Here is a 13,294-nt window from a genome sequence, read left to right on the forward strand (position 1 = left end):
GCTTCAGGCGAGGTGGCAGGAGACGCTGACCCCGCCCAGTCGTCGCAGCTCCGGCCGCTCGACGCGGCAGCGATCGGCGGCCTGGGCGCAGCGCGGATTGAAGGTGCAACCGGCCGGCGGATTGATCGGGCTCGGCACCTCGCCGGACATCGGCCGGCGCTCCCGGTTCGGCCGCTCGACATCGGGGATCGTGTCGAGCAGCAGGCGCGTATAGGGGTGCTGCGGCCGGGTGAAGACCTGCTCGGCCGGGCCTGCCTCGACGAAGCGGCCGAGATACATGATCGCCAGCTCGTCCGACATGTGCCGGACGACCGAGAGATTGTGGCTGATGAAGAGATAGGTCAGCCCGAACTCCTTCTGCAGCCGCACCATCAGGTTGAGGATCTGCGCCTGCACGGAGACGTCGAGCGCCGAGGTCGGCTCGTCGCAGACGAGGAAATCGGCCTCGGTCGCGAGCGCACGGGCAATCGAGATGCGCTGGCGCTGGCCGCCGGAGAAGGCATGCGGGTAGCGGCTCGCATCGGTGCGCGAGAGGCCGACCACTTCCAGCAGGTCGCCGACGCGCTGCTGGACCTCCGCCTCGTCGGACCTGAGCCTCAGTTCGCGGATCGGCTCGGCGATGATGTCGCCGACGCGCCAGCGCGGATTGAGCGAGGCATAGGGGTCCTGGAAGATCATCTGCACGCGCGGCGGGCCGATGGTGCGGTCGGCACGGCGAATGTCACGGAAGCTGAGCCTGCCCTCGGTCGGCCGCTGCAGGCCGACGACCATGCGGGCGAGCGTCGATTTCCCGCAGCCGGATTCGCCGACGATGCTGAAGGTGGTGCCACGCCTGACCGTGAAGGAGACGTTCTCGACCGCACGCAGGATGCGCCGCGGCTCGTGCGAGAACAGTCGGGACAAAGCCGGCGCCGACACATCGAAGCGGCAGCAGGCGGCGGCGACGTCGAGAATGATGTCGTCACCCGCTGCCTTGGCGGGGGCGAGCGTCGAAACCTGCTCAAGCATGGGCCGCCTCCTTCAGGGGGAAATGGCAGGCGGCGGCATGACCCGAGAGAGGCAGGCCGGGCTTGTGCTCGCGGCAGAAATCCTCCGCCCGGCCGCAGCGCGGATTGAAGGCGCATCCCGGCGGAATGGCGTTGAGGCGCGGCATGGCGCCGTCGATCTGGTTGAGATGCTCGTGGCGGACATGGACGCTGGGGATCGAGGCCATCAGCCCGGCGGTGTAGGGATGGCTCGGCCGGCGCGTCACCTCCTCGACCGGGCCGATCTCGACGATGCGGCCGGCATACATCACCGCGACGCGATCGGCTGTCTCGGCGATGACGCCCATATCGTGGGTGACCAGCATGATCGCCGTGCCGTGCTCGCTGCAGAGCCGCTTCAGCAAGGTCGTGATCTGCGCCTGGATCGAGACGTCGAGTGCCGTCGTCGGTTCGTCCGCGATGATCAGCGAGGGCTCGGCGCAGAGCGCGAGCGCGATGACGACGCGCTGGCGCATGCCACCCGAGAACTGGTGCGGGAAATGGTCGATCCGCGTTTCGGCGGCGGGGATGCCGACCTCCTTGAGCAGGTCGAGTGCGCGCTTGTGCGCTTCCGTGCGACTGACCGGCAGGTGGGTCAGGATAGTCTCGACGAGCTGATCGCCGACCTTGAGCAAGGGATGCAGCGAGGTCAGCGGGTCCTGGAAGATCGCGCCGATGCGCCGGCCGCGAAGCTTGCGCATCGCCTCCGCCGGGAGGTTGTCGATGCGCTGGCCGGAGAGATGGATCTCGCCGCCGGCGATACGGCCCGGCGGATCGAGCAGGCCGATCACCGCCGTGCCGGTCAGGGACTTGCCCGCCCCGGATTCGCCGACCACGCCCAAGATCTCGCCGGGCGCGATGTCGAAAGAGACGCCATCGAGCGCCGTCAACGCGCCATGCCGGCCGTCGAAGACGATGCGCAGGTCGCGCACGGAGAGAAGAGGCGCTGCGGCGGATGCAGTCATGCAGAGGCCTCGCTGCGTTCGATCGCGTAGCTCGACGAGAAGATCTCGCTCATCGGCGGGTGGCCGAGCGTGCGCTCGGGATAGCGCGCCATCACGCCCTCGAACTGCTTCTGGGCGCGGGCGTTGTCGGCGGCCTCGTCCTGGCCGGGGATCGCCCGGTTTTCCATGACGAAGCGGCCATCGATCACCACGGTCGCGAAGTCGCGGCCATGGCCGGTCAGCATCATCGTCTGGATGGGGTCGATGACCTGCCCGCTATGCGGCCGGTCGAATTCGAAGACGGTGATGTCGGCGCGCGCGCCCGGCTGGAGGCGGCCGAGATCGGGCCGCTGCAGCGCGTTGGCGCCGCCGATGGTCGCCGCATCGTAATAATCCTCGGAGCGCACCGCGCCGACATTGCCGGCCATAGTGCGGGCGAGGATCATGCCGGTCTGCAGGTTCATCACCATGTCCGGCGGGCTCGTATCCGTGCCCATGGCGATGTTGAGGCCCATCGCGCGATAGCTGCCGAGATGGTTGATCGTGTTGCCGTGCCGGCCCGAAACCAGCGGGCAATGCACGATGCTGGCGCCGGAATCGCGGATGATCTCGAGATCGCGGCCGGGGCGGTCGATCAGGCGGCTGCCGGAGACGACGGTGCCATGTGGCAGCAGGCAGCGCTCGTTGAGGAAGCCGAGGCTCTCCAGCCATTCCGGCGGGCTCATGCCGTGCTGGGCGAGGACGAGATCGTACTCGATCTTTGACTGGCAGCAATGCAGCCGGACGGGGATGTCGAGCTCGCGCGAGGCTGCCGCCGTGCGGCGCAGCAGCTCGGCCGTCGAAGTCTCGATGCGGTCGGGCGCGAACATCGCGCGGATCAGGCCGCCGGCTTCACCCTCATGACGCTTGGCAAAGTCGATCGCCGCATCGAGCTCGGCGAGGCCGCGCTCCTCCTCGTAGTAGGTGACGACGCGGCCGTCGCTTTCGACCACCTGGTTGCCGGTGCGATAGGCCGGGCCGAGATAGGCGCGCATGCCGAGATCGGCGGCGGCAACCGCAGCATCCTCGAACTCCTGCACCGTCTCGCCCCAGGCGCGGTAGAACAGAGAGGCGATCGGCAGCGCCGTGGTGATGCCGTTGCGGATCAGCTGGGAGAAGGCGTAGCGCTTCTGGAAGGCCAGTTCCTCGCGCGTGTACATCTCGTAGGGACCGGCATCGAGATAGCTGCGCGGCCAGACGCGGCCCTTCTTCCAGGCCGGCTGGTTGTCATAGCCGAGGATGGTGGTGTCGAGGTCGGAGAGCGCGTCGCAATCGATGAAGCCCGGCCCGATCAGGGCGTGGCCGTAGTCGATCCGTCTGCTGACCTCGCCGGGGAAGCCATGGCCGACGAAGACGACCTCGCCGTTCTCGAAGACGACCTCGCCATTCTCGTAGAGGCGATGGCGGCCATCCTTGTGACCGACCACCCAGCACGCGGTCATCAGGATGCGGCCTTCGGGCCGCTTCTTGGCCTCAAGGCTCACGGGGCCGTCCTCACCGAAACACCGTCACGGGCGACGATCCTGCCGCGCTTGATCACGCGGCGCCTGGGCGAACGGGTCACGACGATATCCGTCAGGCTCTCGCCGGGCATGATCACCAGATCGGCGGCCTTGCCCTCAGTGAGACCGTAATCGGCAATCTCCATCACCTGGGCACCGCCGGTCGTGCAGACGTGGAGGCCGAGTTCGACCTCGTCGTCGCGGCGGAAATTGTTGCGCAGGCCGATGAACATGGCGCGCTCGACCATGTCGGCATTGCCATAGGGGCCCCAGGTGTCGCGGATGCCGTCCGAACCCGAGCAGACGCGGATGCCGGCATCGAGCAGCTTCTTCACCGCCGGCGCCGTGTTGCGGGCCGGCGCCGTCGTCATGATCGCGATGTCGAGCGCGGCGAGCTGCGGGATGACGGGATCAACCAGTTGCGGATCGGTGCCGAGGCAGAAGGCGTGGCTGACCGTCACCTTGCCCTTCATGCCGAGCGCGCGGGTGCGCTCGATGATCAGGTCGAGCGAGAACAGGCCCATCTCGCCGGGCTCGTGCAGATGGATGTCGAGCGGCCGACCATAGGTCTGGCAGAGCCCGAAGATCGCATCGAGATGGCCCTTCGGATCGCGGTCGATGGCGCAGGGGTCGAGGCCGCCGACGATCTCGCAGCCGGCCTTCATCGCCTCGTGCATCAATTCCAGCGTGCCCGGCCGGCGCAGCAGCCCGGATTGCGGGAAGGCGACGAGCTCGATGTCCATGATGTCCGCGTAATCCTCGCGGGTCTTCAGGATGCCCTCGACGCCCCAGAGCCCGTGATCGGTGTCGACATCGACATGGCTGCGGGTATGGGTCGAGCCCATCGTCGAGGACTGGACGGTCTGGCGTGCCGACTGGCGGGCGGGGTCCATGTCGAGGCGGCGCTTGTTCAGGCGCTCGTTGTCGATCTTGTCGAGCAGCTTCGGGCCGACTTCGTTGACATACCAGGGCTGGCCCCAGAGGCTCTTGTCGAGATGGGCATGGGCCTCGACCAGGCCGGGAATGACGATCTCGCCGCGGCCATCCTCGACCGTCACGCCGGCGGGCGCGGCGATGTCCTTGGCCATCCGGTCGATGCGGCCATTCTCGATCAGGATGTCGAGGGCAGGCCCCGCGTTCGGGCGGACGTTGCGGATCAGGAGAGAGGCGGTCATCGCGGGCGTATCCTCGTGGTTTCTTGTGATGGTCAGCGCAGTTTCGGGTTCAGCGCATCGCGGAGCCAGTCGCCGAGCAGGTTGACCGAGAGCACGATCAGCCCGAGCTGCAGCGAGGGGAAGACGACGAGCCACCAGGAACCGGAGAACAGGTACTGGTTGCCGATGCGGATCAGTGTACCCAGGGACGGCTGGGTAATCGGCATGCCGACGCCGAGGAAGGACAGCGTCGCCTCCGAGAGGATGGCGAGGCCGAGGCTCAGCGTCGCCGAAACCAGCACCGGCGTCATCGTGTTCGGCAGGATGTGGCGGCCCATGATCCGCGTCGCCGGCACGCGGATGATGCGGGCGGCGAGCACATATTCCTTGCGACGCTCGACCATGGTCAGCGCGCGCACGGTGCGTGCATATTGCACCCAGCTCGTCAGCGCGATCGAGAGCACCAGCACCACGGCTGAAAAGGGCTCGCGCAAAGCCGGCGGCAGCATCTCGCGGAAGATCGCCGAGACCAGGATCGCCATCAGCAGCGTCGGGATCGAGAGCACGGTGTCGCCGAGCCGCATCAGCAGGTTGTCGATGCGTCCGCCATGGAAGCCGGCGATCAGCCCGATCGAGACCCCGATCAGCATCGAGACCATCACCGCCGCGAAGCCAATGATCAGCGAGATGCGCGAGCCGTAGAGAATGGCCGAGAGCACGTCGCGGCCCTGCGGATCGGTGCCGAGCAGGAAGGGCCATTCGCCGCCGGACTGCCAGATCGGCGGGATCTCGGCCTTGTCGATGAAGACCTGGCTGAGATCATAGGGGTTCTGCGGCGCGATCAGCGGGGCGAAGAGCGCGGTCAGCACGAGCAGCACCAGCACCAGCGCCGAGAGCCAGGCCACGGGCGTGTGGCAGAAGCTCCAGCCGATATCGCTGTCGAGGAAACGGCGCATGCGACCGGGCTTCTTCAGGGCATCAGCGGGCATTTGCACCTCCCGTCAGCGCGTCCTCGCGCAGGCGCGGATCGACCCAGGCATAGGTCAGGTCGACCAGCGTGTTGAGCGTGACGAAGATGAAGGAGACGACGATCAGATAGGCCGCCATCACCGGGATATCGACGAAGGTCACCGCCTGGACGAAGAGCATGCCCATGCCCGGCCACTGGAACACCGTCTCGGTGACCAGCGCGAAGGCGATCAGGTTGCCGATCTGCAGGCCGGTGACGGTGATGACCGGCATCAGGCAGTTGCGCAAAGCATGGCCGAAATGGACGGCGCGTGCCGGCAGGCCGCGCGCCCGGGCGAAGCGGATGAAGTCGGTGCGCATCGTCTCCAGCATCTCGGCGCGGACGAGCCGCATCACCAGCGTGATCTGGAAGAGCGAGAGCGTGATGCCGGGCAGGATCAGCGCCTTGCGGCCCGACGCGGTGAGCAGGCCCGTGCTCCACCACCCGATCTGCACGACCTCGCCGCGCCCGAAGGCCGGCAGCCATTGCAGCGTCACCGAGAAGATCAGGATGAAGAGGATGCCGAGCGCGAAGCTCGGCAGCGAGACCCCGAGCACAGAGACGAATTGCAGGGTCTTGGCGAGGAGGCTGTCTCGCCGGATCGCGGTGTAGACGCCGAGGGGAATGCCGACGGCCAGCGACAGGAAGGTCGCGACCAGCACCAGTTCGAAGGTCGCCGGGAAGCGCTCCGAGATCAGCGTGAAGACGTCCTGCTGGTTGCGGTAGGAAATGCCGAAATCGCCGCGCACGGCATTGCCGACGAAGGTCGCGTATTGCAGCACGAAGCCCTTGTCCAGGCCGAGGCGGACGCGCAGTTCGTCACGCTGCTGCTGGCTCGCCTGTTCGTTCAGCATCAGCTCCACGGGGTCGCCGACGAAGCGGAAGATCAGGAAGGCGAGAAAGGCCACCGCCAGCATGACGCCGGCAGCGTTGAGCAGTCGCTTGAGGAGAAAGGCCGGCATGGGAACTCCTGCGTTCCGGCGTCATTCCCGGGCTTCGCGCGACGAAGACCCGGGAACTTCAGGAGAAGAGGCACTGGTTTCCGAGATGACCGAGGGTCAAGCCCGGCCATGACGGCAGAACCGCATCAGCCTCACTTCATCATGGTCAGCCAGAGCCGCGGCTTGTTGTCCGAGGCCTGCACGGTCGAGACGATCGTCGAGCGCATCGCCCAGGCCATCGGCTGCTGGTGCAGCGGGATGAAGAGCTGCTCCTGCTTGGCGATCTTGAGCGCCTCCTTCATCATCTCGATGCGCTTGGGCGTGTCGAGTTCGACGCCGGCCTTGTCGATCAGCGCGTCGATGCGCGGATCGCCCCAGTTGCCCCAGTTGAAGACACCGCTGGTGCCGTTCTTGGAATGCAGCACCTGCACCAGCAGGGAATAGGCGTCGATCATCGGCTCGTTGGCCCAGCCGAAGGAGATGACGTCGAAATCGCCCTTGACGCGCTTCGGCGTCTGCTGGCTGCGCGGGGCCATGCTGAGGTTTGGCTTCAGGCCGGCGCGCGACCACATCGCCGCGATCGCCTGGCAGAACTCCTCTTCGTTGACGAGGGAGTCGCTCTGGCAGTTGATCTGGAAGGAGAAGCCGTTGGGATAGCCTGCATCGGCCAGCAGCTTCTTGGCGCCGTTCAGGTCGAATGGCAGGCGCTCGTCCTGCGAGGGATCGTAGCCGGGGATCGCCGGGGCGACGAGCGCGCCGGTGTTGCGCGACAGGCCGCGCATGGCGCGCTTCTGCACCGCGTCGATGTCGATGGCCCGGTAGAGCGCCTCGCGGACCCGGATGTCCTTGAAGGGGTTCTTGTCCTTGACGTCGCTCTCGGTGAGCTTGTCGCCGAGGTTCAAGGCGAAGAAGACCGAGCGCAGCTCGTTGGTCTGCAGTACCTTGACGTCCGGCGAGGCGGAGAGGCGCGGCAGGTCCTGCAGCGGCGCGACGTTGGTATAGTCGATCTCGCCGGAGAGCAGCGCGGCCACGCGGGTCGAGGACGAGGTGATCGGCGAGAATTCGATCACGTCGATATTGTGCTTCGGCTTGTCCCACCAGCCGGCATTCCTGACGAAGACCGTCTTGGAATCGGCGCGGCGACTCTCGACCTTGAACGGGCCGGTGCCGTTGGCATTGTCGGTGGCGTAGCCCTTCACGCCCTTGCCGGAATCGGTGGGCAGCAGCGAGTTGTTCGCCTCCATCCATTCCTTGTCGAAGATGAAGATGTTGGTCAGGTCGTTCAGCAGCAGCGGGTAAGGGCCGTTGACCTCGATCTCGACGGTCAAGTCATCGATCTTCTTCGAGCTCTTGTAGGCCGGCAGATTGCCCTTGAGCGGCGAGGTCTCGTGGGTGACGCGGGCCAGCGAGGCGATGACGTCATCGGCGGTGAAAGGGTTGCCGTTATGGAACTTGACGCCCTGGCGCAGCTTGAAGCGCCAGACGGTCGGCGACACGGTTTCCCAGGACTCCGCCAAAGCCGGCTCGATCTTGAGGTCGCCGGTATAGCGAACCAACCCCTCATAGACGTGATTGAGCACCGCGAGCGTGAAGGTCTCGCCGTAGGAATAGGGGTCGAGCGAGGCAATCTCGCGTGACGCGCCCCATTTCAGCGTCTTGGCTTCCGCCGCGCCGGTGAACGCGAAGGCGGCGACGGCCGCCAGCAACCAGGCCTTCTTCATCGACTTCTCCCCTTTTGCATCGACGTGCCGCGGCCCCGCCGAACCTCGATCGCTTGTTGCCGTTCCGTTATGCACCTGACGCTTTGCGCGCCAATTTCGTGTGCGATTATCAGGCATACTTGCATACGATACTAGAAGCGTATTGTATGCGATTATTGAGCACAAGCGGAAACTGGCGCGGAGCCCGCGATCGTGACATTGACGCCCCCGGACAAGACCATTCCAGCACGAGGGACAGCCACGATGGGCGAGAAGCGAACCCCGGTTCTGCGCGCCGAATCCGTCTACCGGGCGCTGCGCCGGGCGATCATCGAGCAGGCGCTGAAGCCCGGCATGAAGCTGCCCGAGGATTCGATCGGCGAGCAGCTCGGCGTCAGCCGCACCCTGGTGCGGGAGGCCTTCGGGCGCCTCGCCGTCGAGGGCCTCGTCGAGCTCAAGCCCAACCGCGGCGCCTCGGTCGCCTATCCGACACTGGAAGAAGCACGCGACGTCTTCGAGGTCCGGCGCGGCCTCGAGCGGCTCGTCGCCGAAAGCCTGGCCGGGCGCATCACCCCCTCCCAGGTCGCGGAGCTGGAAGCCCATGTCCGCCAGGAGGAGAAGGCGCATGAGCAGGACGGCCCGGAATCGATCCGCCTCTCCGGCGAGTTCCACATCAAGCTCGCGAAGATGACCGGCAACGCGCTGCTACTGCGCTATGTCCAGGAGGCCTCGTCGCGCTGCTCGCTGATCCTGGCGATCTACGGGCGCCCGCACTCGACCGAATGCGCCGTCTCCGAGCACCGCCAGCTGATCGACGCGCTGCGCGCCGGCGACGCTGCCCGCGCAGCCGACCTGATGGACCACCATCTGCGGGCCGTCGTCACCCGCGCCCTGCTGACGCCGCGCATCGAGCGCGACATCCGCGACGTGCTCGCGCCCTACGCTCTCAGCGAAGGGCTGAACCCCTCCTGACCCTGAGGCACCGCGCACAAAGATATGCGCCACACGCAGGCCAATTAGTCTTTGGTCTATTTGATCTGCGTCAAGAACATTGCTCCCCCTGCACTCAAGCCATGGCGGGGGCGGGCCCGATGCGCCATCCTGCCACGAAGTGATCCCATCGGCCAAATCAAGACCGAGCGATCAGGGCGGGCGACCTACTATTCCAGGGAGGATGGGGCCATGGACGACATCAAGCGCCGGCAGCGCAGCATTCGGCATCTTCATCCGCGAGGTGATGCATGACGGCCACCACGGACATCATCGATTTCAAGATCGAGACGCCGGACGGTGCGACGCTCCACGCGTTCAAGGAAGGTCACGGCCAGCCGCTGCTGCTCGTCAGCGGCCTGAGCGGCAGTGCCGCCTTCTGGAGCGAGATCGCCGCGACCCTCTCGCGCTCCTTCCAGGTCATCCGGTTCGACCAGCGCGGCATCGGCGCCAGCAGCCGCGGCGAAGTGCCCTGTTCCATCGACCTGCTGGCGCAGGACAGCCTCGCCGTGCTCGACGCCGCGGGTGTCTCGCGCGCCGTGGTGCTCGGCCATTCCACCGGCGGCTGCATCGCGCAGGCCATCGCCAAGCAGGCCCCCGGCCGCCTCGACGGCCTGATCCTGAGCGCGAGCTGGCTCAAGCCCGGCCGGTATCTCAACGCGGTCTTCGGTACCCGACGGGCGATCCTGGGCTGCGATCCCCATGCCTATGCCGCCACCTCGGTGCTGAACGGCTACCAGCCGCGCTGGATCGAAGCCAACTGGCATATCTATGACGCCGCGATCGAAGCCGCGCCGGTGAGCGAGCATGCCCGGACGATCGCCCGCGAGCGCCTCGACGCGTTGCTCGCCTTCGACGGCACCGCCGATATCGACCAGCTGCTGATGCCCGTGCTTGTCCTCGGCACGCGCGACGACATGGTCGTGCCCGTCTATCATCAGGAGGAGCTCGCCGCCGCCCTGCCCGGCTGCCGCCGGGCGATCATGGAAACCGGCGGGCATCTTTTCCCGATCTCCCGGCCGGACGCCTTCACCGCGACCGTGGCGGAATGGATCGGCGAACTCTGAGAATCGCTTCGGAATTCCCCGAGCTCTCATTTTCCAGCTGAAAGGACAGCGCGCCGCGCGTCGAAATGGCTCATGCCATCGGCACCCGGCCCGGCGCTAAGCTGAGAATGCCTCCAAGTCGAAAGACGTGATCATGCGAGCCATTCTCTCCAGCCTTGTTCTCCTTCTCCCCTTCCTCTCCCAACCGGCCGCGGCACAGGATGCTTCGGCAGGCGAACGCTCCTTCGCAAAATGCCGCGCCTGCCACCAGATCGGCGAAGGCGCGCGCAATCTCGTCGGCCCCGAGCTCAACGGGCTGATCGGCCGGCATTCCGGCGCCGTCGAGGGCTACAGCTACTCGGCCGCCAACAAGAATTCCGGCCTGACCTGGGACGAGGCGACCTTCGCCGAGTACATCAAGGACCCCAGGGCCAAGATCCCCGGCACCAAGATGATCTTCGCCGGCATCAAGAGCGAGAAGGAGATCAAGGACCTGACCGCCTTCCTCAAGCAGTTCGACAAGGACGGCAAGAAGTCCTGAAGCCGCCTGCGGCATCGGCAAACTTGGTCATCGGCGGCTGCCCGTCGTATCTCTCCGCGTCTGATCGACGAAGGAGAGCTTGATGGCCGCCGCTGCGACCCGGACAAAACCCCTTTCCGCCTTGCGGGACTTCCTGCACGGCGAGGCAGCGGGCGGCATCGTCCTGATGGTCGTCGCGGCCCTTGCCCTCGTCGTCGCCAATTCGCCGGCGGCACCGCTCTATTTCGGCGTGCTGAAGAGCTATGTGCTGGGTCTGTCGATCCTGCACTGGATCAATGATGCGCTGATGGCGGTGTTCTTCCTGCTCGTTGGGCTCGAGATCAAGCGCGAGATGCTGGACGGGCAGCTCTCGAGCTGGAGCCGCCGCGTCCTGCCCGGCTTCGCCGCGCTCGGCGGCATGGTCGCGCCGGCGCTGATCTATGTCGCCTTCAATCTCGGCGCGCCCGAAGGCCTGCGCGGCTGGGCCATCCCGACAGCCACCGACATCGCCTTCGCGCTCGGCGTGCTCTCGCTGCTGGGCTCGCGCGTGCCGGCCTCGCTCAAGATCTTCCTGACGGCGCTCGCCATCCTCGACGATCTCGGCGCGGTGATCATCATCGCGGTCTTCTACACGGCCGGTCTCTCCGGCCTGCATCTCGGGCTCGCCGCGGCGACGCTCGCGGCGCTCGTCGCGTTGAACCGGCTCGGCGTGATGCGGCTGGCGCCCTATCTCTTGCTCGGCCTGGCGCTCTGGTACTTCACTCTGAAATCCGGCGTGCATGCGACGCTCGCCGGCGTCGCGCTGGCGCTGACGATCCCGCTCACCCCCTCGCCGGCGAAGCCCGACGATGCCGGCTCGCCGCTGCACCGGCTGGAGCACGGGCTGCACCCTTGGGTCGCCTTCCTGGTCATCCCGGTCTTCGGCTTCGCCAATGCCGGCGTCTCCTTCGCCGGGCTCGGGCTTTCCACGCTCGCCGCCCCCGTTCCGTTCGGCATCATGCTCGGGCTGTTCCTCGGCAAGCAGATCGGCGTCTTCGGCTTCAGCTGGCTGGCGATCCGCACCGGCTTCGCCGACCTGCCGGCACGCGCCTCCTGGGCGCAGTTCTACGGCATCGCCCTGCTCTGCGGCATCGGCTTCACCATGAGCCTGTTCATCGGGCTGCTCGCCTTCCCGGATTCGGAAGCCCTGCAGAGCCAGACCAAGATCGGCGTCATCGCCGGCTCGCTGCTCTCCGGCATCTGCGGCTGGCTCTTGCTGCGGCTGGCGAGGCCAGAGGATATGCGCGAATCGAAGGGCTGATGCGATTCGACGGAACGCCTCTTCCATTTTTCCGGATCGATGCAATATTTATTCGTTCCGGCGAACATCTGTGATTCGAAGCCGGACGAATGTGCAGCCGCTCGATCGCCTATGGCGATCCAGCTCTTTGGTGATGGCATCGGGTTTCTCCGAAAAGTGCACTCCACTTTTCGGCCCGATGCGGAAGGAGCCTCCAGCGTCGATGAAGAAGGCCAAGCGGAAACCGGGGGAGAAGCGGTCGCAGATCGCCGCCATGCCGATCCGTCACGCCGCCGACGGCTCGACCGAAATCCTGCTCGTGACCTCGCGCACCACGCGCCGCTGGATCGTGCCCAAGGGCTGGCCGATGAAGGGCCTCAAGGACCGCGACGCCGCGGCGCGCGAGGCCTATGAGGAGGCCGGCGTGATCGGCCGCGTCAGCGAGAAGCCGGCCGGGCGCTATACCTACTGGAAGCGGATGAACGACCATTTCGCGCTCTGCGAGGTGAAGCTCTATCTGCTCGAGGTCGAGCAGCAGCTCGACAGCTGGGCCGAGCAGCACCAGCGCGACCTGCATTGGTTCAAGCTGGCCGACGCCGCCGATATCGTCGACGAGCCCGAGCTCAGCACCGCCATCCGCAAGCTCGACACCCAGCTCGCCGTCGCGGCCTAGACAAAACCGATCCAGCGCCCCGCCAGCAGCACCGCAAGCCAGAGCGTGAAGGAGGCGAATGCACTCGCCCGCGCGGGCCATGGCACCCGCTCCGTCGCCAAGGTTTCCGCCAGCGCCCTGCCCCGATGCTGAAGCGCGATATTGCCGAGCGCCAGCGCGAGCAGGGCGAGCTTGGCGAGGAAGGCCGGGTTGCCCGCATATTCCGCCGGCTTCACCGTGAAGAGCCAGGCGCCGGTCAACAGCGCCAGCGCGAGGCCGAAGGCGGCGGCCCGCGTCAGGAAGGGCGCGAGCACGGCGAGCGGCGCGCCGCGCAGCAGGCCGATCAATCGGAGATCGAGCGGCAGGATCGCGCCGACGAGCAGGCCGATGCCGAGGATATGGGCGGCGTTGACGACGAGATAGGCCGTGCCGGAGCGCTGCAGCCACAGCGCGCCAGGCCAGTGCCCCAGCGCTTCGATCAAGCCGGGCACGC

General features: G+C 66.6%; 13 protein-coding genes. 5 read left to right on the forward strand and 8 right to left on the reverse strand.

The window, feature by feature from the left end; all coding sequences use genetic code 11:
• Positions 1-3: 3 nt before the first annotated feature.
• From ASE61_RS16680 to ASE61_RS16710, 7 genes are all read right to left on the reverse strand, one after another.
• Complete coding sequence (locus ASE61_RS16680; protein ID WP_082617483.1) at positions 4-1,008, reverse strand: ABC transporter ATP-binding protein; 1,005 nt, start codon at positions 1,006-1,008, stop codon at positions 4-6.
• Positions 1,001-1,990: an ABC transporter ATP-binding protein gene (locus ASE61_RS16685; protein WP_061968730.1), complete on the reverse strand. Its 990-nt coding sequence runs from the start codon at positions 1,988-1,990 to the stop codon at positions 1,001-1,003. The genes ASE61_RS16680 and ASE61_RS16685 overlap by 8 nt, the downstream gene beginning before the upstream one ends.
• Positions 1,987-3,450 carry an amidohydrolase family protein gene (locus ASE61_RS16690; RefSeq protein ID WP_061969152.1) on the reverse strand — a complete coding sequence of 488 codons (1,464 nt, stop codon included), beginning with the start codon at positions 3,448-3,450 and terminating at the stop codon, positions 1,987-1,989. The genes ASE61_RS16685 and ASE61_RS16690 overlap by 4 nt, the downstream gene beginning before the upstream one ends.
• A 38-nt stretch (positions 3,451-3,488) precedes the next feature.
• A complete protein-coding gene (locus ASE61_RS16695; protein ID WP_061968732.1) occupies positions 3,489-4,685 on the reverse strand; it encodes an amidohydrolase family protein in 1,197 nt (398 codons plus the stop codon).
• Between the two features lie 32 nt (positions 4,686-4,717).
• Positions 4,718-5,653: an ABC transporter permease gene (locus ASE61_RS16700; RefSeq protein WP_061968734.1), complete on the reverse strand. Its 936-nt coding sequence runs from the start codon at positions 5,651-5,653 to the stop codon at positions 4,718-4,720.
• Entirely contained in the window at positions 5,643-6,635 is a 993-nt protein-coding gene (locus ASE61_RS16705) for an ABC transporter permease (protein WP_061968735.1), read from the reverse strand. Before ASE61_RS16705 ends, ASE61_RS16700 begins: the two co-directional genes overlap by 11 nt.
• 131 nt (positions 6,636-6,766) lie before the next feature.
• Entirely contained in the window at positions 6,767-8,335 is a 1,569-nt protein-coding gene (locus ASE61_RS16710) for an ABC transporter substrate-binding protein (RefSeq protein WP_061968737.1), read from the reverse strand.
• Positions 8,336-8,578: 243 nt separating this feature from the next.
• Between ASE61_RS16710 and ASE61_RS16715 the strand changes: the two genes are divergently transcribed.
• The 5 genes from ASE61_RS16715 to ASE61_RS16735 all read left to right on the forward strand — a co-directional run bounded on the left by ASE61_RS16715 (position 8,579) and on the right by ASE61_RS16735 (position 12,822).
• On the forward strand, positions 8,579-9,286 hold the full coding sequence (locus ASE61_RS16715; protein WP_061968739.1) for a GntR family transcriptional regulator: 708 nt from the start codon (positions 8,579-8,581) through the stop codon (positions 9,284-9,286).
• 269 nt (positions 9,287-9,555) lie between these two features.
• Complete coding sequence (locus ASE61_RS16720; RefSeq protein WP_091858355.1) at positions 9,556-10,371, forward strand: alpha/beta fold hydrolase; 816 nt, start codon at positions 9,556-9,558, stop codon at positions 10,369-10,371.
• Between the two features lie 133 nt (positions 10,372-10,504).
• Positions 10,505-10,891 carry a c-type cytochrome gene (locus ASE61_RS16725; RefSeq protein WP_200959650.1) on the forward strand — a complete coding sequence of 129 codons (387 nt, stop codon included), beginning with the start codon at positions 10,505-10,507 and terminating at the stop codon, positions 10,889-10,891.
• A gap of 82 nt (positions 10,892-10,973) precedes the next feature.
• Positions 10,974-12,170 carry a Na+/H+ antiporter NhaA gene (gene nhaA, locus ASE61_RS16730; RefSeq protein WP_061968742.1) on the forward strand — a complete coding sequence of 399 codons (1,197 nt, stop codon included), beginning with the start codon at positions 10,974-10,976 and terminating at the stop codon, positions 12,168-12,170.
• A 202-nt stretch (positions 12,171-12,372) separates the two neighbouring features.
• A complete protein-coding gene (locus ASE61_RS16735) occupies positions 12,373-12,822 on the forward strand; it encodes an NUDIX hydrolase (protein WP_061968744.1) in 450 nt (149 codons plus the stop codon).
• Here ASE61_RS16735 and ASE61_RS16740 read toward each other — a convergent pair.
• On the reverse strand, positions 12,819-13,292 hold the full coding sequence (locus ASE61_RS16740; RefSeq protein WP_061968745.1) for a DUF6644 family protein: 474 nt from the start codon (positions 13,290-13,292) through the stop codon (positions 12,819-12,821). The genes ASE61_RS16735 and ASE61_RS16740 overlap by 4 nt on opposite strands.
• Between the last annotated feature and the right edge of the window lie 2 nt (positions 13,293-13,294).

Origin of the sequence: Allobosea sp. Root670 (assembly GCF_001429415.1) — a bacterium.
Lineage (GTDB): Bacteria > Pseudomonadota > Alphaproteobacteria > Rhizobiales > Beijerinckiaceae > Allobosea > Allobosea robiniae.

Excerpts from the sequence above, each read along its gene's own strand:
- ASE61_RS16680 (WP_082617483.1), bottom strand. The coding sequence starts at position 1,008 with ATGCTTGAGCAGGTTTCGACGCTCGCCCCCGCCAAGGCAGCGGGTGAC.
- ASE61_RS16685 (WP_061968730.1), bottom strand. The coding sequence starts at position 1,990 with ATGACTGCATCCGCCGCAGCGCCTCTTCTCTCCGTGCGCGACCTGCGC.
- ASE61_RS16690 (WP_061969152.1), bottom strand. The coding sequence starts at position 3,450 with ATGACCGCGTGCTGGGTGGTCGGTCACAAGGATGGCCGCCATCGCCTC.
- ASE61_RS16695 (WP_061968732.1), bottom strand. The coding sequence starts at position 4,685 with ATGACCGCCTCTCTCCTGATCCGCAACGTCCGCCCGAACGCGGGGCCT.
- ASE61_RS16700 (WP_061968734.1), bottom strand. The coding sequence starts at position 5,653 with ATGCCCGCTGATGCCCTGAAGAAGCCCGGTCGCATGCGCCGTTTCCTC.
- ASE61_RS16705 (WP_061968735.1), bottom strand. The coding sequence starts at position 6,635 with ATGCCGGCCTTTCTCCTCAAGCGACTGCTCAACGCTGCCGGCGTCATG.
- ASE61_RS16710 (WP_061968737.1), bottom strand. The coding sequence starts at position 8,335 with ATGAAGAAGGCCTGGTTGCTGGCGGCCGTCGCCGCCTTCGCGTTCACC.
- ASE61_RS16715 (WP_061968739.1), top strand. The coding sequence starts at position 8,579 with ATGGGCGAGAAGCGAACCCCGGTTCTGCGCGCCGAATCCGTCTACCGG.
- ASE61_RS16720 (WP_091858355.1), top strand. The coding sequence starts at position 9,556 with ATGACGGCCACCACGGACATCATCGATTTCAAGATCGAGACGCCGGAC.
- ASE61_RS16725 (WP_200959650.1), top strand. The coding sequence starts at position 10,505 with ATGCGAGCCATTCTCTCCAGCCTTGTTCTCCTTCTCCCCTTCCTCTCC.
- nhaA (WP_061968742.1), top strand. The coding sequence starts at position 10,974 with ATGGCCGCCGCTGCGACCCGGACAAAACCCCTTTCCGCCTTGCGGGAC.
- ASE61_RS16735 (WP_061968744.1), top strand. The coding sequence starts at position 12,373 with ATGAAGAAGGCCAAGCGGAAACCGGGGGAGAAGCGGTCGCAGATCGCC.